General features: G+C 65.1%; 18 protein-coding genes. 3 read left to right on the plus strand and 15 right to left on the minus strand.

Features of this window, described 5'->3' with window-relative positions; all coding sequences use genetic code 11:
* Positions 1-8 precede the first annotated feature (8 nt).
* Genes mdcH through AC3WOG_RS28840 form a run of 8 tightly spaced genes read right to left on the minus strand, consistent with a single transcriptional unit; the run spans position 9 to position 7,024 of the window.
* Complete coding sequence (gene mdcH / locus AC3WOG_RS28805) at positions 9-947, minus strand: malonate decarboxylase subunit epsilon (RefSeq protein WP_492581220.1); 939 nt, start codon at positions 945-947, stop codon at positions 9-11.
* Positions 947-1,651 (minus strand): malonate decarboxylase holo-ACP synthase, encoded by a 705-nt coding sequence (locus AC3WOG_RS28810; protein ID WP_492581221.1) that lies wholly within the window; start codon positions 1,649-1,651, stop codon positions 947-949. Before AC3WOG_RS28810 ends, mdcH begins: the two co-directional genes overlap by 1 nt.
* A complete protein-coding gene (mdcE, locus tag AC3WOG_RS28815; protein ID WP_492581222.1) occupies positions 1,651-2,466 on the minus strand; it encodes a biotin-independent malonate decarboxylase subunit gamma in 816 nt (271 codons plus the stop codon). Before mdcE ends, AC3WOG_RS28810 begins: the two co-directional genes overlap by 1 nt.
* Positions 2,463-3,338 carry a biotin-independent malonate decarboxylase subunit beta gene (locus AC3WOG_RS28820; protein WP_492581223.1) on the minus strand — a complete coding sequence of 292 codons (876 nt, stop codon included), beginning with the start codon at positions 3,336-3,338 and terminating at the stop codon, positions 2,463-2,465. Before AC3WOG_RS28820 ends, mdcE begins: the two co-directional genes overlap by 4 nt.
* Positions 3,335-3,649, minus strand: coding sequence for a malonate decarboxylase subunit delta (locus AC3WOG_RS28825; protein WP_492581224.1), 315 nt, complete (start codon positions 3,647-3,649; stop codon positions 3,335-3,337). Before AC3WOG_RS28825 ends, AC3WOG_RS28820 begins: the two co-directional genes overlap by 4 nt.
* Positions 3,637-4,578 carry a triphosphoribosyl-dephospho-CoA synthase gene (locus AC3WOG_RS28830; RefSeq protein ID WP_492581225.1) on the minus strand — a complete coding sequence of 314 codons (942 nt, stop codon included), beginning with the start codon at positions 4,576-4,578 and terminating at the stop codon, positions 3,637-3,639. Before AC3WOG_RS28830 ends, AC3WOG_RS28825 begins: the two co-directional genes overlap by 13 nt.
* 2 nt (positions 4,579-4,580) lie before the next feature.
* Positions 4,581-6,242: a malonate decarboxylase subunit alpha gene (gene mdcA, locus AC3WOG_RS28835; RefSeq protein WP_492581226.1), complete on the minus strand. Its 1,662-nt coding sequence runs from the start codon at positions 6,240-6,242 to the stop codon at positions 4,581-4,583.
* 8 nt (positions 6,243-6,250) lie between these two features.
* The gene (locus AC3WOG_RS28840) at positions 6,251-7,024 is read right to left on the minus strand and encodes a GntR family transcriptional regulator (RefSeq protein WP_492582482.1); all 774 of its coding nucleotides are present in this window, start codon (positions 7,022-7,024) and stop codon (positions 6,251-6,253) included.
* A 189-nt stretch (positions 7,025-7,213) separates the two neighbouring features.
* Between AC3WOG_RS28840 and AC3WOG_RS28845 the strand changes: the two genes are divergently transcribed.
* Both AC3WOG_RS28845 and AC3WOG_RS28850 read left to right on the plus strand, forming a co-directional pair.
* Positions 7,214-8,512 carry an MFS transporter gene (locus AC3WOG_RS28845; protein ID WP_492582483.1) on the plus strand — a complete coding sequence of 433 codons (1,299 nt, stop codon included), beginning with the start codon at positions 7,214-7,216 and terminating at the stop codon, positions 8,510-8,512.
* A gap of 263 nt (positions 8,513-8,775) precedes the next feature.
* Positions 8,776-8,895, plus strand: a complete 120-nt coding sequence (locus AC3WOG_RS28850) for a type II toxin-antitoxin system Phd/YefM family antitoxin (protein ID WP_492581227.1) — start codon at positions 8,776-8,778, stop codon at positions 8,893-8,895.
* 103 nt (positions 8,896-8,998) lie between these two features.
* Here AC3WOG_RS28850 and AC3WOG_RS28855 read toward each other — a convergent pair whose 3' ends face one another.
* Positions 8,999-9,919: a DMT family transporter gene (locus tag AC3WOG_RS28855; RefSeq protein ID WP_492581228.1), complete on the minus strand. Its 921-nt coding sequence runs from the start codon at positions 9,917-9,919 to the stop codon at positions 8,999-9,001.
* 101 nt (positions 9,920-10,020) lie between these two features.
* On the opposite strand from AC3WOG_RS28855, the gene AC3WOG_RS28860 reads away from it, so the two are divergent.
* A complete protein-coding gene (locus AC3WOG_RS28860) occupies positions 10,021-10,914 on the plus strand; it encodes a LysR substrate-binding domain-containing protein (protein ID WP_492581229.1) in 894 nt (297 codons plus the stop codon).
* 56 nt (positions 10,915-10,970) lie between these two features.
* Here the strand turns inward: AC3WOG_RS28860 and AC3WOG_RS28865 are convergent, their stop codons facing one another.
* From AC3WOG_RS28865 to AC3WOG_RS28890, 6 genes are all read right to left on the minus strand, one after another.
* Positions 10,971-12,029 carry an ABC transporter ATP-binding protein gene (locus AC3WOG_RS28865; RefSeq protein ID WP_492581230.1) on the minus strand — a complete coding sequence of 353 codons (1,059 nt, stop codon included), beginning with the start codon at positions 12,027-12,029 and terminating at the stop codon, positions 10,971-10,973.
* Between the two features lie 28 nt (positions 12,030-12,057).
* Positions 12,058-13,662, minus strand: a complete 1,605-nt coding sequence (locus AC3WOG_RS28870; RefSeq protein WP_492581231.1) for an ABC transporter permease — start codon at positions 13,660-13,662, stop codon at positions 12,058-12,060.
* Positions 13,663-14,694, minus strand: a complete 1,032-nt coding sequence (locus tag AC3WOG_RS28875; RefSeq protein WP_492581232.1) for an iron ABC transporter substrate-binding protein — start codon at positions 14,692-14,694, stop codon at positions 13,663-13,665.
* Positions 14,695-14,769: 75 nt separating this feature from the next.
* The gene (efeB, locus tag AC3WOG_RS28880; RefSeq protein ID WP_492581233.1) at positions 14,770-16,074 is read right to left on the minus strand and encodes an iron uptake transporter deferrochelatase/peroxidase subunit; all 1,305 of its coding nucleotides are present in this window, start codon (positions 16,072-16,074) and stop codon (positions 14,770-14,772) included.
* A gap of 48 nt (positions 16,075-16,122) precedes the next feature.
* Positions 16,123-17,274 carry an NHL repeat-containing protein gene (locus AC3WOG_RS28885; RefSeq protein ID WP_492581234.1) on the minus strand — a complete coding sequence of 384 codons (1,152 nt, stop codon included), beginning with the start codon at positions 17,272-17,274 and terminating at the stop codon, positions 16,123-16,125.
* A gap of 105 nt (positions 17,275-17,379) precedes the next feature.
* Positions 17,380-18,903, minus strand: coding sequence for a carbohydrate porin (locus AC3WOG_RS28890; RefSeq protein ID WP_492581235.1), 1,524 nt, complete (start codon positions 18,901-18,903; stop codon positions 17,380-17,382).
* Positions 18,904-19,011: the final 108 nt, after the last annotated feature.

Below are 19,011 nucleotides of genomic sequence, written 5' to 3' on the forward strand. Positions count from 1 at the left end.
CCATTTTGCTATTGCTCGCCGGGCGCGAGGCGCCGTCGCACGGTAGTGGCCAGTTTGTCGAACGAAAAGGTGCTCGCGGCCAGCGCAGCGGTGTCCGGAAAGTTCTCGCGCGCGATGTCCGTCAGCACTTGGCCCGGCGGCGCTTCGACCAGCACGCGGACGCCCATTTCCAGCATCACGCTGAGCGCGTCGAACCAGCGTACGGTGTAGCGCATATTCGTCGCGAGATCGTCGCGGATGGCCTCCGCCGTGTACAGCGGACGGCCGCCGCGATTGCCGATATAGGTGCTGTGCGGCGCGCGAAAAGGCACATCCCGCGCATACGCAACCAGCTCGTCCGTGGCATGCGCGAGCAGTTCGCAATGCGACGGCACGCTCACCGCGAGGCGGGTTGCCTTGCGCGCGCCCGCCGCCAGCGCGCGTTCTATAAACGTATCCAGTGCGTCATTCGCGCCAGCCATCACGATCTGACGTGGCGCATTGACATTGCCGATATAGACACGCTGATTGTCTTCGCTCGCATGTTGCGCGGCGAGTGTTTCCAGTTGGTGTTCGGTCAAACCCGACACGGCCGCGAGACCATAACCTGCTGGATATGCCGTCTCCATCAATTCAGCGCGTTTGCGAACCATCCGCAGTGCGTCGTCAAAACGAACCGCGCCGCAACTGACCGCCGCGGCATAGGCGCCGACCGACAAGCCCGCGCTGATCTCCGGCGTGAGGTGTTCGTGCGTGAGCGCGCGTGCGAAGGCCACGCCCGCGACCGTCAAGCCGACTTGCACGGCGACGGTAGAACGAAGCGCATCCGCTGTGTCGAGTGTCAGTACATCGGTGCCGAGCGCCTGGGACGCTTCGTCGAGCGTTTCGCGCACCGCATGGTGCTGCGGCAGACGGTGCAGGAAACCGTCGGTCTGCGCGCCTTGACCGGGAAATAGAAGGGCGAGCATCAGTCAGCGCCGTGAGCAAGCGCCCACGGATCGGCAATCAGTTGCGGGCCTTGTGCATGGCGAGCCATCACGCGTGCTTTGCCCGCTGCCCACTCGGCGAGTGCCACGCCGCCGGCGGGTGTTTCGAGTTGCGCATCCACGCGAATGCCGGCGCGTTGTGCGTGAGCTTGCAGCTGGTTCAGGATCTGAACGGCGGTGTCGTGTGAGAGTTTTGCTGGCGCGCGAATCAACAGATCCAGATCGCTCGACGCAGTGACAGTGGGCGCCTGCGTCGCCAGTTCGAAACCCGTGCTGCCGGTTGGCCCCCAGATGAAGCCGGCTAGCGTGCCGGTCATGTCGCGTTGCAATGCCACGAAGGCTGCAAAGGCAGCCAATGTGCCGCGCTCTGAATCGGGCTGGCATTCCGCCAAGGCTTCTGGCGCCACCACGGTCTCGATATCGGCCGAGCGCGCCCATGTGCCGTAGCGCTGCGACCGCGCCGTACCGCGCAGACCAATCGCGACGAAGCCTTCCGCGGCCAGCGCGCGTCTCACGACTGCATACGGCGCGCGTTCAAAGGCGTCCCGCACCCACGCCGGTTCGCCGTCGAACCGCTGCAAACGACGCAGCCGCAGCAGATCATGCGGCCGCCAGCGCGGGTCGTAACCTAACCCGACATCTAACGCGCGACCAGCTGCGAACGGCGGGGCAGGACATGCCTGCATCACACTGCATCCCATTGTTCGGCGAGGCGCCGCCGCACTTCGATCGACGCCGCGCGGTTCTGTTTCGCCGCCGCCGATTCCAATCGATGCGACAGATCGCGGCGGCCTTCTCGCGCGCGGCGAATCTCGTCCGATAACACCTGACGCACGCGCTCGATCTGCACCGCATCCGGCGCATCCGCGTCGATGCCTTCGATCAATTGGTCCAGCAGCCCGAGTTTGGCAAACGAGGCCATCGAGTACGACATCGGCACGATGGTTTCGCCGAGCGCGTCGAGCGCTTCGACCGTGCGCCGCGTGACGCGCGCGGCCGCTTCCTTGCCCATTGCGTGAACCATGGTGCCGGGCGCGTCGAGCGCGACGATCCGGTTGGCCTGATAGCCGTGCGCGAGGAATGCGCCCGACATCGCCGGTCCGACGATCAGCGCAATCACCGGATGCCCGGCGGCGCGCGCCGTTGCATAGGCATCGACGGCAGCGGCGCAGGCGAGGTGAATGCCGAGCATCTCCTCGCGATAACCGTACGCCTGGCTTTTCACATCGACGATCGCAACGATCGGGCGGCGCGTGCCGCTCGCTTCGTCCTGTGCGATGGCGTCGCGCACAGCACGCGCGAGGAGCCACCCTTGTTCGAGGCCGACGACGTTATCGGTCGCGCGCGGAAAGCGGTTGTCGGGATCGGGGACGACCGCAATGAAACGCGCGGTCTCGTCGCCGAGGGAGGCATCGCCGCTCCATACAGGGGCCTTACCGGACGGTTCTCCGGCCAACGCACGGAACCAGCGCGCGCCGCGGCTCAGGGTGGTGTCGCTCATGCTTGCTCCTTGCGCGGGTTATAGACCGCTCGCATTGTTTCAGGCGTGACGCTGGCCGGATCGATCTGCGCAAGACGGTTCAGGAACGTGTCGACCTGTTCGCTGCGATGCGCAGCCGGCAGTCCCTGCGCGAATGCCGAACGCACGGCGGCGCGCACCGCGTTTGCGTCATCGTCGACCAACTGATCGGCGAGCGCGGCCGCCGCCCGTTGTTCGCCGCCGATCAGCTGCCACACGCGCCGGCGATCGCCGGCGTCGAGTTCGTCGATGCCAGCTTCCTGCTCGATCACTTCCGGGCCGTTCATGCCGAGCCGCCCTTGTCTGGTTATCACCAGATACGAGCACAGCGCAGCCGCCAGCGACATGCCGCCGAAGCAGCCGACCATCCCCGCGATCACGCCGACCACCGGCACATGCCGGCGCAACGCGACAATTGCGGCCTGAATCTCGGCGATCACCGCAAGGCCCAGATTGGCTTCCTGCAAGCGCACGCCGCCGGTTTCGAACAGCACCACAGGCCGCACCGGTTTGCCGCGTTCGCAATCGCGCAAGGCCATGTCGAGCGCCGCCGCAATCTTGCTTCCCGACACTTCACCGATGCTGCCGCCCTGGAACGCGGACTCGATCGCGGCCACCACGGCCGGTTCACCGTCGATGGTGCCGCGCGCGATCACGCAGCCGTCGTCCGCCTGGCAGACGACGCCTTGCAGCGGCAGCCACGGCGACTCGATCCTGTCGAACGGGCCGAGCAACTCGCGGAAGGTGCCCGCATCCAGCAGCGCGCGGGCACGCTCGCGCGCCGGCAGTTCGATGAAGCTTTCGCGCAGCATCGGCGCGGCAGCCGTTGTCGCTGTTGTAGCAACGGCACTCATGCGTCGTCTCCCTCTTCGGCGGCTTCGACGGCTTCCGCGAGCCGCAATGCCACGACGCCCGGCGTTGCGCCGAAGTCGTTGATTTCGATTTGCGCGGCGCCGTCGTAGCGCGTGAAAAAGCGGTCGAGCACGCTCTTCCAGATATGGCTATAGCCGTCGACGCTGGTGCGCACGACCACATGCGCGGTCAACGCAGCAGTGCTATCGGCCGGCGACAGCAGCACTTCAAGGTCGCCCGAACCGACCACGCCGACATGCGCGCGGGTCGTGACGGCGCGTTGCGCCGGATAGTCGAAGGTCAGATGTTCCATGGGATTGAGCTCCCGCCGGCGTCGTGATGCGCCAGCATGTCGAGAAAGAGGGTAGCGGCGAGCAGATCGGCTGCGCCGCCGGGCGATGCATTGAGCGACAGCAGTTCGTGTTCGAGCGCGGCGAGGGCGGCGCGGCCGGCCGCGCTCGAGCTGCCGCCGGCGTCGAGGACGCGGCGCGCGCCGCGTTGTCCAGCGTGCAAACCGGGCAAGCCCGCGCGATGCAACAGGCACGTATCGTCGAGTGAGCCCATGATCGAGAGCAGGGCGTCGACGCGCGCGGCGTCTTCGGCGACGCCTCGGGCGCGCGCTGCTAACAACGCGGGCAGGCCGACGTCGATGACGTGCGGGAAACCGTCTTGCGCCTCGCGTCGCGCGCCGCCGACCCGGTAGCGCCGACGCACACGTTCACCATGGCTCCCGGTGGGCGCGGCGAAGCGATCCGGGAAGCAGGCGATCCGCGCGGCGCGCGTGCAGATGTGCGCAGCCGGCAAGGATGAAGATCCGCCCGATCCGGACGCGCCCGCGACAAGCAAGCCAACGATCCAGATCGCGCCACGATGCGCATTGCTTCCGCCGGTGGCGCGCAGCATGTCCGCTTCGCCCGCGCGGCCGATCTGCGCGAGTTCGGCGCGCAAAACCGCGGACGGTTCACGCCGCCGCGATGCGTGCGCGAGCGCTGCGAAGGTTGGCTCGAGCGAATGAGCGGAACGCAGCATGGTGGTCAGATCGAGGTCGCGATGCGCGCCGCTGCCGCGCCGGTCGACTAGCGCCGGTTTCGGCGTGAGCTGGGCTTCTTCGATCAGCGCGGTGACGGCAAGCCGGGCAAGATCCGCGTCATCGGAAGCGTTCTCAGCCGTTGCACGCCAGGCATCGCACGTAGCGAGCCTGGACGACCCATCCGCACGCTCGAGCAAAACAGCGGGTGCCATCGCTACCAGCTCCTGAAGCGCGCCGGCGGCGCGTAAAGCCCGCCCGACCACGTCACCAGATCGTCGATGCTGCGTGCGGCCAGCAACGAACGCTTCGCTTCGCCGCGACGAATGCCCAGATCTTCCGGATACGCAACAATGCCGCGCCTGCGCAACTCGGCCGTTTTTTCCGGCTTCGCACGCAGCCCGATCGGCGTCACGCCCGCCACCGCGGCCAGTGCCGCGCGCCGCTCGTCGATGCCTTCGGCCTTGTGCAAATGCGCGATGCCTTCCTCGGTGACCACATGGCTCACGTCGTCGCCGTAGATCATCACGGGTGCGATCGGCATGCCGCTTTGCGCGCCGACCGCGATCGCATCGAGTTCATCGACGAAAGTCGGCTCGCCGCCTTTCTTGTACGTTTCGGCCGTCTGCACGACCAGCTTCTGGCCGCGCGAAACCGGCCCTCGATCCTTCAGCAGCTTGAGCCACGCTTCGCTCGAATGACGCCGGCCGCGTGGATCGTGACCCATGTTCGGCGCACCGCCGAAACCCGCGAGACGCCCGCGCGTCACCGTCGATGAATTCGCGTCCGCGTCGATCTGCAGCGTCGAGCCGATAAACAGATCGACGGCGTATTGCCCGGCCAACTGGCACAGCACGCGGTTCGAACGCAGGCTGCCGTCGCTGCCGGTGAAAAAGACGTCCGGCCGCGCTTCGATATACGCCTCCATGCCGACTTCGCTGCCGAAACAATGCACACTGTCGACCCAGCCGGATTCGATCGCGGGGATCATCGTGGGATGCGGATTGAGGGTCCAGTTGCGGCAGATCTTGCCTTTCAGACCGAGCGATTCGCCGTAGGTGGGCAGCAGCAATTCGATCGCCGCGGTGTCGAAGCCGATGCCGTGATTCAGCGACGTCACGCCGTACGGCGCGTAGATGCCGCGAATCACCATCATCGCAGTGAGCACCTGCAAGTCGCCGATATGCCGCGGATCGCGTGTGAAGAGCGGCTCGACGGCGAACGGCCGGTCAGCCTGCACGACCACGTCGACCCACGAACCCGGAATGTCGACGCGCGGCAGTTCGTCGACGATCTCATTGACCTGCACGATCACGATGCCGTGCCGGAACGCGGCGGCTTCGGCGATCGTCGGCGTGTCTTCGGTATTCGGGCCGGTGTACAGATTGCCGTGACGGTCCGCTTTCTCCGCGCACAGCAGCGCGACGTGCGGCGTCAGGTCGACGAACATCCGTGCGTACAACTCGACGTATGTATAGATCGCGCCGATTTCCAGCTGGCCGTCTTCGAGCAGTTGCGCGACCCGCAGGCTCTGTGGTCCAGCGAATGAGAAATCGACCTTGTGCGCGATGCCGCGCTCGAACAGCGTCAGATGTTCAGGACGGCTGATGCTCGAAATCAGCAGATGCACATCGTGAATCTTCTGTGCATCCACTTTGGCGAGCGAGCGCGACAGGAAGTCGGCCTGCTTCTGATTGTCGCCTTCGAGCGCGACGCGGTCGCCGGGTTGAATCAACATTTCGAGCGCATCGACGATGCGGTGGGTCGGCAGTACGCCGTCTTCCAGCCACGATGCAATGGCGGCCAGGCGCCGGTTCTTTTCGTCGCGGCGCGTGGTCCATGAACGGGTTGGGGGTGACGCTTCGGCGGATCGGTTCATCGGCGGACTCAGCTCCCGGAGGTGGTGCGCGTGCGTCTGGCGCGCGGCTTGGGTTGATTCGCTAGCGCGGCTTCCGCCTGCGCGCGTTCAGTCAGGAAACGGTAGAGCAGATCGCCGGTGCCGAGCAAATGCGCGACCACCAGCGCTTGAGCCGCCGGAATGTCGCGGCGTTGCACCGCGTCGAGCAAGGCGGTGTGTTCTTCATCGGATTCGCCCTTGTACGACGGCAGCCCGAACTTCAGTCGCAGATACCGTTCGCCGCGCCGATGCAACGCGCCGATCATGTCCTCCAGTTGCGGACGGGCGGCGGGCGCATACAGGCTTATGTGAAACGCGGCGTTGCGCGTGACGTACAGCGACGGGTCGGCTTCACGTTCGGCTGCGCGGCACAGGTCGGCGGATTCGCGCAGCGTGGCGGCGGTGTGATTCGGAATCGCGAGGCCGATGGCGAGGCTCTCCAGCGCCGAACGGATCTCGTAGATCTCGCGCGCTTCGTCCGCCGACAGCGGCGCGACGGTTGCGCCTTTATGCACCGCGGCTTTCGCCCAGCCTTCGCTTTCCAGCTGGCGCAGCGCCTCGCGTACAGGAATGGCGCTGACGGAGAAATGCCGCGCAATGGCGTCTTGCCGCAGCGGCGCGCCAGGCGCCAGCGTACCGTCGACAATCGCCGCGCGCAGCGCCTCCGCGATCACGCGGGACGTGCTTTCGCGCGGCGCCGCCGCAGGCAGAAGCGGGGTGTGCGCCGGGGCGTCCAGGGGAAAACCATCGATTGCGTCGCTCATAAGATCAAATATTATATATAAAAAGACGCGTTTTACAGGCGGACAAACCCGGAATGTTTTCCATCGGGCCGCCGGCACCGCCCGTTGCAGTGGTTGCCCCAGGGCGATTCAACTTCATCGCAAGCGCGCCATCCCGTTGTTCCCGATATGTACCACCTGTACGCCAACTTGTAGGGCCGGAGGAGCATGATGAATTCACTGACCGACAGCACGTCGGTTGCACGGCGTCGCACGCCGCTCAATCGTTCGCAGATCGTAGGTTTTTGGGGAGCTTGGGCCGGCTGGACGCTCGACGGGATGGACTCGTTCATCTACGCGCTCGTGTTGACGCCGGCCTTGACCGAATTATTGCCGCGCTCGGGCTATGCGGCGACGCCCGCGAACGTGGGCCTTGCCGGTTCGATTCTATTCGCGCTGTTCCTGGTCGGGTGGGGGCTGTCGTTTATCTGGGGACCGCTCGCCGACCGCTTCGGCCGCACCAAGGTGCTGGCCGGCACGATCTTCACGTTCGCCATTTTTACCGGGCTCGCCGCGACGTCGCACAACGTGTGGGAGCTCGGCATCTACCGCTTCATTGCCGGCGTCGGCATCGGCGGCGAGTGGGCGTTGGCGGGCACGTACGTGGCCGAGTCGTGGCCTGAAGATCGCCGCAAGATGGGCGCGGGTTATTTGCAAACGGGCTACTACGCTGGCTTCTTTCTGGCCGCGGCGCTTAATTACACGGTCGGCGTGCATTACGGCTGGCGCGCGATGTTCCTGACCGGCGCGGTGCCGGTGGTGGTGGCGATTCTGATCTTGCTGCGCGTGAAAGAGTCGGAGAAGTGGCAGAAAGCCGAAGCGCGCACCGTGCGCACCAAACCGTTGAGTGAGATTCTCGGGCCGGCTTACCGGCGCCGCACGTGGGTCGCGTGCATTCTGCTGACGATCGCCATCATCGGCTTGTGGGCGGGCGCGGTGTACGAGCCGTCCGCGGTGATTCAACTGGCGACCAAAGCCGGCATGGCGAAGAACGATGCAATCAGAACCGCGTCGCTGGCCACCGGCTTGCTGTCGATCGCGACAATTCTCGGCTGTCTCACGTTGCCGCTGCTGGCCGAACGCATTGGCCGCAAGAAGACGCTGGCGGTTTACTTCACGGGTATGGCGGTGTCGATCGCCGGCAGTTTCGGCTGGGCGTTCTATCTGCCCAATGGGCTTGCGCCGTTCATCGCGTGGCTCTTCGTGTTGGGATTTTTCGGCGGTAATTTTGCGTTGTTCAGTTTGTGGCTGCCGGAGCAGTTCGAGACCCGCGTGCGGGCGACGGCGTTTGCGTTCTGCACATCGTTCGGGCGGTTTGTCGGCGCGGGCGTCAACTTTTTGCTAGGGGCGGCCGTGCTGCATATGCATACGCTCGGCGTGCCGGTGGCGTTGACGGCGTTGGCGTTTATCGCCGGGTTGTTCGTGATTCCGTTTGCGCCGGAGACGAAGGGGGAGGTGTTGCCGCAGTGAGGCTGGCCGTTTGCCTGAGTGGCGGGCATGGGCGCTAGCGGGCATGCTCTCTGTCGGTTAGACGACGTGTTCCACCGCCATTTTTGGTTTGCCGATTTGTACGATTATCTGTACAACGATTGCGTGACTAGGAATGATTTTTCATCCGGGTCACCGGCTTATCTGGCTGCCGCTGAGGGAGAAGAAATCCGTTTGGCAGTGGAGCCATCTCTAACTTTTTGACAGGAGCGACTGGAGGGCAACCTCTCAGGTCGAGAAAACGAATGAACGTCCTTACTTATAGCGAGGCGCGTGCCGGCTTTAAGCAAGCGATGGACGACGTTTGCCGCGATCACATGCCCATGCTGATAACCCGGCAGAGCGGCGATCACTACGATGACTAGAAAAATCGGGCGCAACGCCCGATTTTTTGTTCAACGCCTGCAACGAAAGCAGCACCTGAAAGTCCAGCGCGCGCGGTCCGCCTGCAAGCAGCGCGGCTGAAACTCAATCGGCGTGATGCCGCGTCCGTCCACCGGGCCGCAACATCGAAAGCAGCGGCCAGCCGAGATTGACGCCCAGACTCGCGACGACAATCAACGCCATGCCCGCGAGTTGCGGCAGCGACAGCGCCCGCCCATACACGACGGCATCGACGACAATCGCCGTCAGCGGATACACGAACAGCAACACGGCGATAACCGGCGTCGTCAGCTTGGGCAGCGCGCCGTAGATCAGCACATACGACAGCCCTGTGTGCAACACGCCCATGCCGACCAGCCAGAACCACTGCATCGGCCCGATATGCGCGGCGGTGAGCGGCGCAATGAACGGCAGACACACCACGCCGACAAAGCACTGCGCGAGCGTCAGCAGGTGCGGCCGTAAACTGCCGAGCCCTTTGGCAATCAGCGTGACGCTCGCATACAGCACCGAACCTGCCAACGCTTCGCCGATGCCGATCAGATAGCTCGTGTGTCCTTGCAGATTGTCGGTCGCCGCGACGCCCGACGCGAGTACGAGCCCGACGAACGCAGTCGCGATCCAGCCGAGCCGGTCGACGCCCAGGCGTTCGTTGAAGAGCGCCGCGCCGATCAGCACGACCCAGAATGGCTGTACATGAAACACGACCGTCGCGACCGCGATGCTGGTGCGATGAATCGCATCGAAGAAGCCGACCCACTGCGTGACCATCAACAGGCCGGAGATCAGCGCCAGCACGACAGTGCGCCGCGTGAAGTGCTGGCGCGTGAAAAAGCCCTTCCACGCGCAATACGCTGCCAGCGCAAGAAAACCGAACAGGCAGCGAAAGAACACCAGCGTGAGCGCACCGAGCCGCGCTTCCTCGACGAAGATGCCGAGCGTGCCCATCAATAGCCCGCCGCCGGCCAGCGTGATGGCGCCTTGTTGACGTGAGGTGAGGGGCATGCGAAGCGGCTCCGTGGCAGTGAGTCCCAAGTATTGCGTGGCTTGCATGGCACCGACAAACGAATTAAATTGAGAAATCCCATAAGCTGGATTGATAAATCATGCACCCCGAATTCGACGTCGATCTGCTGCGGACTTTCGTCGCGGTGGTGGAAACGGGCAGCTTCACGAAGGCGTCAGCAACCGTGCACCGCTCGCAGGCGGCGGTCAGCATGCAGATCAAGCGGCTCGAAACCATGCTCGGCACCACGCTGTTCGCCCGCAACACGCGCAATCTCTCGCTCACGCGGCCTGGCAATACGCTGCTCGAGTACGCGCGGCGCGTGCTGGCTTTGCATGAGGAAGCGTGGTCGGCGATCGTGCGGCCCGAGGTGAGCGGGCGCGTGGTGCTCGGCGCGCCGGACGATTACGTGTCGTCGTTGCTGTCGCCGGTATTGCGGCGCTTTTCGAATCTGTATCCGCACGTGGAGATCGAGATCGTCTGCGCGCAGAGCACGTCGCTCGCGCCGATGCTGGCCGATAACAAGATCGATCTCGCCTTCGTCACGCGCGATCGCAAGTTGCGCGGTGAATTCGTGCGCAGCGAGCCGATGGTGTGGGTGGGGGCTTCGGTGGATACCCCGGTGCTGGCGGCGTCGCCGTTGCCGGTGGGACTCTACGAGCCTGGATGTGTCGCGCGGCAGCATACGCTGGCCGCACTCGACGGCGCGCGGATCCGTTATCGGGCCGCGTTCAGCAGCGCGAGTCTGATGGGTCTCGTGGCGACCGTGGATGCGGGGTTGTCGGTGATTGCGCTGACGCGTTGCAGCGTACCGTCGCGGCTGGCGATTCTCGGCGAAGCGCAAGGTTTGCCGAAAATCGCGCCGCTGGAAATCGTGGTGGCGCGCAGCGCCAAATCGGACCGGCCCACGTGCGACTATCTGGCCGCGCAGATGGTGCAGGACTTGTCGCTGCGTCCGCAGACGCGCGCGCCGGGTGCGGCGGCGTCCGCGTAACGGCTGATAGGTGACGCATCGCAGCGTCGCTTATTTGCGTCACTTACTTTTGTCAGTTAATCGCGGAGATAGGCCGTCACATCGCCGTCGACGGCGAGCCGCACATGCTCGCCCGGCCGCGGCGTCAGATAGCCCGGTACGCGCGCGCGCACCACGGTCTGCGCGGGCGACTGCAATTGCAGCGCAACGCCTGCGTCCTGCCCCTGGAAGATCACGTCCTGCACGACCGCTTCATACGACGCCGCACCATTCGCCATCGTTTCGTCCGCGCGCAGCAGACGGATCTGTTCAGGGCGCACCATCACGTCGACGGCGCCACGACCCATCGGCGCGCATAACGGCAGTTCACCCAATTCGCACGTCACGCGATCCTGTTCGGCCACGCCCGGCAACAACACCGCCTCGCCGACAAACGACGCCAGTTCTCGCGTGACTGGCCGCCGATACAACGTCTCCGGCGTCGCCGTCTGAATCAGCTTGCCTTGCCACAGCACCGCGACTTCATGGCCGAGCGACAGCGCTTCCGACTGATCGTGCGTGACCAGCACGGCGGTCGCGCCGGTCGCGGCCAACGCGCTCACCACTGCTTGCCGCGTTTCAAGCCGCAATGCCGCGTCGAGCGACGAAAACGGTTCGTCGAGCATCACCAGCGTCGGCGAGGGCGCGAGCGCCCGCGCCAGCGCGACACGCTGCTGCTGCCCGCCGGACAGTTGCTGCGGCGCGCGCTCGCCGAAGTTCGCCGGCAAGCCGACCAGTTCGAGCAATTCGGCCACGCGATGACGCGCACGGCGTTGTGCGCGCGGCAGGCCGAACACGATGTTGTCCGCCACGGAAAGATGCGGAAACAGCGCGCCTTCCTGCGGCACATAGCCGATGCGGCGTTGTTCGGACGGGACATGCAGGTTCTCGCCGGCCACGCGGCGTCCGTCGATTTCGACGGTGCCGCTGTCCGCGCGTTCGAAGCCGCACAGGAGGCGCAGCAGGGTGGTCTTGCCGCTGCCAGATGGCCCGAGCAGCGCGAGGAGCGTGCCGCGCTCGATGGACAGATCGATGCCGTGCAGCACCGGATGGCCGTCGAACGATTTTTGCAGTCCGCGGATACGAAGTTCGCTCATGAGAATTCGATGGAAAAAGCGACGGGCGTCAACTGCGCTCGCCGAGCAGCGCCGATTTGCCGAGCAGCGCGAACAGCAGGCCGGAGGCGCACAGCGAAATGCCGGTTAGCAGCGCCGCATACGGCGCGGCGGCGGCGAAGGCCATCGTCGATGTGTCGGCCCAGACTTGTGTCGCGAGCGTTTGGGTGTCGATGGGCGAGAGCAGCAGCGTCGCATTGAGTTCGGTGACGACCGAGATGAACACCATCGCCGCCGCCGCGCCGAGCCCCGGGCCGGCAAGCGGCAACAACACGCGGAACACAGTCTGCGACCAGCCGAGGCCGAGCGCGCGAGCCGTCTCTTCAAGGCGCGGTTGTGCCTGCATCAGGGCCGCGCGCACACTCACCAACGCAACCGGCATGAACAGGATCGCATACGCGATGATCAGCAGTGTCGTGCTTTGATAAAGCGGTTGCAGTGCGTGCACTGCGAGCGAGACGATCGCCAGCGCGATCACCAGACCCGGAATGCCTTGGGCGAGAAACACCGTGCGTTCGAACAGCGTCGCGAAACGCGTCGGATAGCGCACCAGCAGGAACGCGAGCGGCAGGACCAGCAGCGTGGTCAGTGCCGCGGCGGCGAGGCCGAATCCAAGCGACGAGATCGTCGCGTTGAACAGCAACTCGGGCGACACGTCAGCCGGTGTGACGGCGGCAGCGCCCGGCTGCGTGAGCCAGTAGCCGATCATGCCGAGCGGCACGCCCAGCGTCGCGATCGCCAGCGCGGCAAAGCCGGCCACCACGATCCAGCGCCATGCGCCGAGCTCGTAGCGCAGCACCGCGCGACGCGTGCCGCGATCGACGCGTTCATAACGCGCCGCGCCGCGCACACGGAACTCGAACGCGAGCACGATGAGGCAGATCACGATCAGCAGGCAGGCGAGCAGCGAAGCGCCGCCGCCGTCGAAACTGGTGCGATATTCCGCGTAGATTTGCGTCGTGAAGGTGCGAAAACGCAGCAGCGTGAACGCGCCGAATTCGGACAGCACGCCGAGCGCGACCAGCAACATGCCGCCGAGCAGCGCCGGGCGCAATTGCGGCAGCACCACGCGAATGAAAGTTGTCCAGCGGTTGCAGCCGAGCGCGCGCGCGCTTTCTTCGAGCGCCGGGTCCATGCCGCGCAACGCGGCGGCCACCGGCAGATAGACCAGCGGGAAGTACGCGGACGTCAGCACCAGCAGCGCCCCCGCGAAGTCCTGCAAATCGAGACTCAACGACACCCACGCATAGCTCGAGATGAAGGCCGGCATCGCGAGCGGCGCGGCAGTGAGCACGGCCCACGCGCGGCGTCCCGGCAAATGCGTGCGTTCGACGAACCATGCGGCCGCCGTGCCGATGACAGCGGAGACAAGCGTGGTCGACACGGCGATCAGCAGCGTGTTGACCAGCAGTTCACCCACCAATGGCCGGACTATCAGGTCGACCGCCTCGCCGATCCCGAAGCTCGCCGCCCGCCAGAAGGTAAACGCAATCGGCAGCAACACCAGCAAAGCGCTGAGTGTTGCTGCCGCAAACAAACCGCGCGGCGCGCGCGAGTGGGCGCGCGCCGGGGCGGGGGTCACAGCCGGTGGCCCGGCTGACACGGCATCGCTCATTTACAGCAAGCCTGCCTGACGCAGCAGCTTGCCGGCCTGGCTGTCGTCGCCGAGTTGCTCGATCGTCAGCGACGGCGGGCTCAGTTCGGCGAACGGCTTGAGGATCGGGTCCGGCGCGACGCCCGCATGCAGCGGATATTCGAACATGACGTGGCTGTTCGCCATCAACTTTTGCGCGCGTTCGCTGACCAGATAGGCGAGAAACTTCTGCGCGCCGTCCGTGTTGTGCGCGGACTTCAGCACTGCCGCGCCCGACACGTTCACCAGCGCGCCGACATCGCCGTTGCCGAAGTGATGAACCGCACTGCGGGTTTTCGCGTCGCCGAGTTCGGCGTGCAGACGGTCCCAGTAGTAGTTGTTGATCACACCGGTGGCCACGCCGCCGCGATTGACCGCGGCGACCACGCCTTCTTCGTCGTCGAAAATCTGCGCGTTGGCTTTCAGGCCCTTCAGCCATTGGACGGTTTGCGCTTCGCCCTTCAGCGCGAGCACGGCGCTCACGAGCGGCAGAAAATCGGCGTCGCTCGGTGCAATGCCGACCTTGCCTTTCCATTCGGGCTTGGCCAGGTCGAACAGCGATTGCGGCAGTTGCGATGCTTGCAGCTTGCTCGTGTTGTAGGCCAGCACGCTTTCACGCGCGGTCACGCCGACCCATGCGCCGGCTGGCGAGTTGAAGCGCGCCGGCACGGTGGCGAGGGTCGAGCCGTCGACCTTGTTCAAGAGGCCTTTCTCCTCGAGCAGCGTCAGCTCCGGCGAGTTTTCCGTGAAGTACACGTCGGCGGGCGTGGCGGCGCCTTCCGCGACGAGCTGCGCGGCCATTGCCGGGCCTTCGCCGTTGCGGATCTTCACCGAAATGCCCGACTGTTTTTCGAAGTCTTTGGCGAGCAGATTGACGACCTGTTCGTGCTGCGCGTTGTACAGCGTGATCGACGCAGCATGAGCCGCTGTCGGCGCGGTGCCGAGTGCGGCCAGCGTGAGCGCGACCGCGCTGCTGACGAGGCGCAGGCGGGTGATAAACCAGGAATGAGCCATGATCCTAAAGTCCGTTGATGATGTAATAGTTGATCTTTTCTGCTGCTTGTTTTGCTGATCGCCTGGCGGCTGCCATTATGTCTCGAACAGCCCCGCGCCGATATACGAACCCGGCTTCGCGCCCGGCGGCACCGCGAACACCGCGCTGCCGACGTGCGTCGTGAACTGGTTCATCATGTCGAACTTCGCGAGCTTGTCGTTGATCGGAATGAAGCCGGTGCGCGGGTCGCTCTGGTGGGCGACGAAAATCAGCCCCGCGTCGTATTCGGTTTCCTGGCGCCAAGGCGGCCAGCGCTCGATGTAGAAGTTCGTGCCCTCGTTGTACGAGTACGAGCGGCGCAGAATCTGCGCGCCGTTGTTGCTCGCCTGATTCGACAGACGAACATGCGAGTTCTCCGGAATGACCGGATTGCCGTCCTTATCCTCTTCCTTGAGATCCACCGGGTCGAACTCGTTCTTCTTGCCGATCGGCGCGCCGCTGTACTTGTGACGGCCGAACACCTGTTCCTGGAAACCCAGTTCGGTGTTGTCCCAGTGTTCGAGCGTGATGCGGATGCGCCGCACGACGGTGTAGGTGCCGCCTTCCATCCACGGCGCATCGGCAGTGGCGCCGGCCCACACGAACTCGTTCATCAACTGCGGCCTGGCGGTCGACGGATTGTTGGTGCCGTCCTTGAAGCCCATCAGATTGCGCGGCGTCTGACCGCGCGGACCCGACAGGAAGCCGGACTGACCCCAACGCATGGTCGCGACACCGTAGCCGAGGCGCGCCAGTTGCCGGACCGCGTGGAAAGCGACTTGCTGATCGTTCGCGCATGCCTGGATGAACAGGTCGCCGCCGGTCTTCTCGGCGATCAGCTGGTCGCCGTTAAAGCGCGGCAGATCGACCAGCGCGGCGGGGCGGCGCGCGGCGAGGCCGTAGCGGTCCTTGCCTTCACGTGTGAAGAGGCCCGGGCCGAAGCCGAACGTGATTGTCAAACCGGCTGGGCCGAGACCGAGCACGTCGCCGGAATCGGGCGCGGCCTTATCTGCGCCCGCGTCGCCGGGGGGCAACGGCGCGGCCGTGGCGCCTTGCGTCAGGCGTGCGGCGGCGTCGGTCCATGCACGCAGCAGCGCAATGACGTCGTCGCGCTTGTCGGTGGTCAGATCGAGCGCGGCCACGTACGTGTGACTCTGCTGCGGCGTGACGATGCCGCCTTGATGCGCGCCATAGAACGGCTCGACCGCCATGTGCGGATCGGCATTGTGCGCCGGCGTCTTGCCGAGCGCGGCCTGGGGCGTACCCAGACCCGCGCCGAGGCTCGCGCCGGCCGCTACCGCGGCGCCGCCCGCTTTGAGAAAGCCGCGCCTTGCGGGCCGCGACGGATGATCGTTTGCCATGGTGACTTAGCTTTTATTTGGCCTTGGGTTTTGCGGGGTTTGCGTCGCTTACTTCGCCAGCACCAGCGTGTTCACGTCGTCCTGCACGTAGTAGAAACCGTCGCCTTCCGGCGTCATCGCGATGCCGAACAGGTCGCCGTTGCCGGGCGGCGATTGCGCCTTGTCGGTGTCGATCCAGCGGGCGTAGAGCTGCTTGCCGCTGGCCGGATCGATTTCGACAACCTGGCCGTTCAACGCATTCGTGACCAGCAGGTGGCCGTTGGGCGCGGTGACCATCGCCAGCGGTCGATGCAGCAGGCCGTCGGCGGTCAACTGGCGGCCGACGCCAGCGCTGGTGTCGCGCGTCATCGGATCGTCGATTTCGGTGACACGGTTGCCGATCGCATCGGACACGTACAGCAGTTTCTGATCGGCCGACAGCGCGAGGCCGGTCGGACCGACGAGGAACACGCCCTTGTCGGCCTGCGCGCCGAAGCCGCTGCCAACCACGGTTTCCTTCTTGACGACCGGCGGCTTACCGGCCGGCACATCGAGGTCCAGACGCAGCACGGTGGCCTGCTTGAACACCGGCGGATTGCCGTTCGCGCCGCCCACGCCGAAGCCGGCGTTGCTGACGAACAGCGTCGCGCTGCTGCCGTGATCGACGACCGCCATGTTGCCCCACGGATCGTTGATGTTCGGGCTGACGATGGTCGAGGCGACCTTGCCGTTCGGATCGATCACGATCAGACAGCCGGCGCCCTTGGTGCCGGTGGTGCCGTCGTTGCTCGGCGTGCTGCCGACGATCACGTAGCCCGACTTGAGCATCGTCATCGCGGTCGACAGGCCGATGCCGCCCGGGCATTCCTTCAGATCGCGCGGCACTGTAGCGAACACCGTCATCTGCTTCGTGTCCGGGTGATAGTTGACGATCGTGCTGCCGGTGCCTTGCAGATTGGTCGAGTTGTTGAAGTTGCCGACCAGCACGTCGCCTTGCTTGACGGTGCCTGCCGTGACCGGCGCGACCACCACCGCGTACGGATTCTGGTCGCCGTTTTCCGGCACGGTGTTGATCAGCGTGGCGTGGTGCTTGACGGTTTCAAGGAAACCCTGCGGCTCGGCGTGCGCGCTGCCGGCCGTCGCGAATGCGGCGGCGCTGACAGTGACGGCGACCAAGGCCCGCGCGGCGCGCGGCGAAAATTTGCGCGTGCGATTGTTCATGAATGAGCCTCCGTGCCTGCGCACAAAGCGGTGAATGCGGTCATGTTCGAAAGCATGATTGATTGGAAGCGTGCGAATGGTCGTGTGTAAATGGCGCTAACGGCGTCAGAACGTGATGTTGGTCCGTACGCCGACGACGAACGTGTTGCGCAGCGGTTGCGTCGGATCGTTCGGGTTCTGGCCGGCGCCGGCGTTGAACGTGTATTGCGCGTCGGCTTGCAGCGTCCACCACGGGTTGACCTGATACTGGTAGGTCGCTTCGAGCGCGGTTTCGCTGGTGCGCACGCCGTACGGGCCGCCGCTGAATGCCAGGTTATCCTGATCGAGTCCGTGCGCGTGGCTGCCGACCTTGATGTAGGTCAGCGCGAGGCCGGCGCTGTCGTTGTCGCGGCCTGCGAACGGCGCTTTCAGCACGATGCCGAGGTTGGCTGCGACGCTCACCAGGTTGCGGTCGCCCGGCGCGCCCATCACCCGGGCGAACACGCCGAGGCTGCGCGCTTCGTCCGGGTTCGGACGCCAGATCATCTGGTCGGCTACCGCGTAGAAGCTGTAGTCGCCACGATGATTCGCGGCGATGCCGGTGCTTGCCGGATTCGCCAGCGACAAACCGGTGTTGTCGTAGCGCTGATCCGCGAAGCTGCCGTTGTTGTACCAGACACCGATCTTGTAGGTGCCCGGCAAACCGCCGCCGCCCGCGCCGACCATTTCGCCGTCGGCCGGCTGGTTGATGGCGTACTGCAATTCGCCGATGAACAACGTGCCGTTATGCAGGTTGAAGTTGGTGCCGCTCCTGTTGTTCGGATTGTTGCCGAGCGGATCGCCGTCGAACACGCCCGCGAGCGCCGTCAACGAAGGCGTGATCTGACCGCGCACGCGCAAGCCGAGGGCCGACAGCGGATAAGCCGGGCCGCCATTGGGCATATCGTAGGACGGCAGGGCAGGCCAGCCGAACATGGTGTTGACGAACAGCGCCGAATACGTGCTGGCGATGAATTCCTGGTCAATACTTTGCTGACCGATTTTGACGTCGACGCGCTTGTTCAGGAACGACTGCTGATACCAGAGTTCCCAAAGACGGGTTGTATCCTGCGCTTCGATACCGCTCGCCGTATTCAGCGTGCCGAGCTTGTCGGCACTCAGATTGCGGCCGTGGATTTGCAGTGCGCTGACGTTGAACTGGCCGCCCGGCAAGCCGAATGCTTTTTGCGTATCGACTTGTACCGTGGCCGTCGTCAGACCGTCGTAGGCGACGCCGCGATCGAGGCCGCCGCGCACGTTGCCGAGAAGTTCGCTGGTTTCGGTCAGCGCGAACGTCACGCCGTATTTACCGAGCCAGGGGCGCAGACCGCCCATGTCGCCGAGCATGGTCTGGCGATTCCAGAAACCGGTCCACTGGCTCGTTTGGGTCGCCTTGATATTCAGGTCGGCTTCAGGCGCTTCCGGTGCTGCATCGGGATTGGCTTCGGCCATGGCTGCGCCGGCTGTCAGCGAGGCCCATGCGAAAGCGGTGCAGAGGGCGGCGCGCCGCATTGAAGGCAGACGGGAGCGGCGCACGGCGCGGCCGTACGGATCGGCATCCCGGGGTGAACTCGCGTGAGCGGCGGATCCGTTGGACTGGGCGAACTTCATCGAAATCCTTATTGTGTTGTATCGACTGATCTAACCATCGCGGCGTTACATGACTGCGTGCCGGCGATTTGCCGCATCGGTTCGCGACGCCGGATGCAGCAGATGGCG

The sequence above is a fragment of the Paraburkholderia sp. FW306-02-B genome (genome assembly GCF_058782725.1).

Coding starts and splice junctions, on each gene's coding strand:
- AC3WOG_RS28820 (WP_492581223.1), bottom strand. CDS start 3,338: ATGAGTGCCGTTGCTACAACAGCGACAACGGCTGCCGCGCCGATGCTG.
- AC3WOG_RS28870 (WP_492581231.1), bottom strand. CDS start 13,662: ATGAGCGATGCCGTGTCAGCCGGGCCACCGGCTGTGACCCCCGCCCCG.
- AC3WOG_RS28840 (WP_492582482.1), bottom strand. CDS start 7,024: ATGAGCGACGCAATCGATGGTTTTCCCCTGGACGCCCCGGCGCACACC.
- AC3WOG_RS28860 (WP_492581229.1), top strand. CDS start 10,021: ATGCACCCCGAATTCGACGTCGATCTGCTGCGGACTTTCGTCGCGGTG.
- AC3WOG_RS28890 (WP_492581235.1), bottom strand. CDS start 18,903: ATGAAGTTCGCCCAGTCCAACGGATCCGCCGCTCACGCGAGTTCACCC.
- mdcE (WP_492581222.1), bottom strand. CDS start 2,466: ATGAGCGACACCACCCTGAGCCGCGGCGCGCGCTGGTTCCGTGCGTTG.
- mdcA (WP_492581226.1), bottom strand. CDS start 6,242: ATGAACCGATCCGCCGAAGCGTCACCCCCAACCCGTTCATGGACCACG.
- AC3WOG_RS28855 (WP_492581228.1), bottom strand. CDS start 9,919: ATGCCCCTCACCTCACGTCAACAAGGCGCCATCACGCTGGCCGGCGGC.
- AC3WOG_RS28845 (WP_492582483.1), top strand. CDS start 7,214: ATGAATTCACTGACCGACAGCACGTCGGTTGCACGGCGTCGCACGCCG.
- AC3WOG_RS28885 (WP_492581234.1), bottom strand. CDS start 17,274: ATGAACAATCGCACGCGCAAATTTTCGCCGCGCGCCGCGCGGGCCTTG.
- efeB (WP_492581233.1), bottom strand. CDS start 16,074: ATGGCAAACGATCATCCGTCGCGGCCCGCAAGGCGCGGCTTTCTCAAA.
- AC3WOG_RS28830 (WP_492581225.1), bottom strand. CDS start 4,578: ATGGCACCCGCTGTTTTGCTCGAGCGTGCGGATGGGTCGTCCAGGCTC.
- AC3WOG_RS28865 (WP_492581230.1), bottom strand. CDS start 12,029: ATGAGCGAACTTCGTATCCGCGGACTGCAAAAATCGTTCGACGGCCAT.
- AC3WOG_RS28810 (WP_492581221.1), bottom strand. CDS start 1,651: ATGCAGGCATGTCCTGCCCCGCCGTTCGCAGCTGGTCGCGCGTTAGAT.
- AC3WOG_RS28825 (WP_492581224.1), bottom strand. CDS start 3,649: ATGGAACATCTGACCTTCGACTATCCGGCGCAACGCGCCGTCACGACC.
- AC3WOG_RS28875 (WP_492581232.1), bottom strand. CDS start 14,694: ATGGCTCATTCCTGGTTTATCACCCGCCTGCGCCTCGTCAGCAGCGCG.
- mdcH (WP_492581220.1), bottom strand. CDS start 947: ATGCTCGCCCTTCTATTTCCCGGTCAAGGCGCGCAGACCGACGGTTTC.
- AC3WOG_RS28850 (WP_492581227.1), top strand. CDS start 8,776: ATGAACGTCCTTACTTATAGCGAGGCGCGTGCCGGCTTTAAGCAAGCG.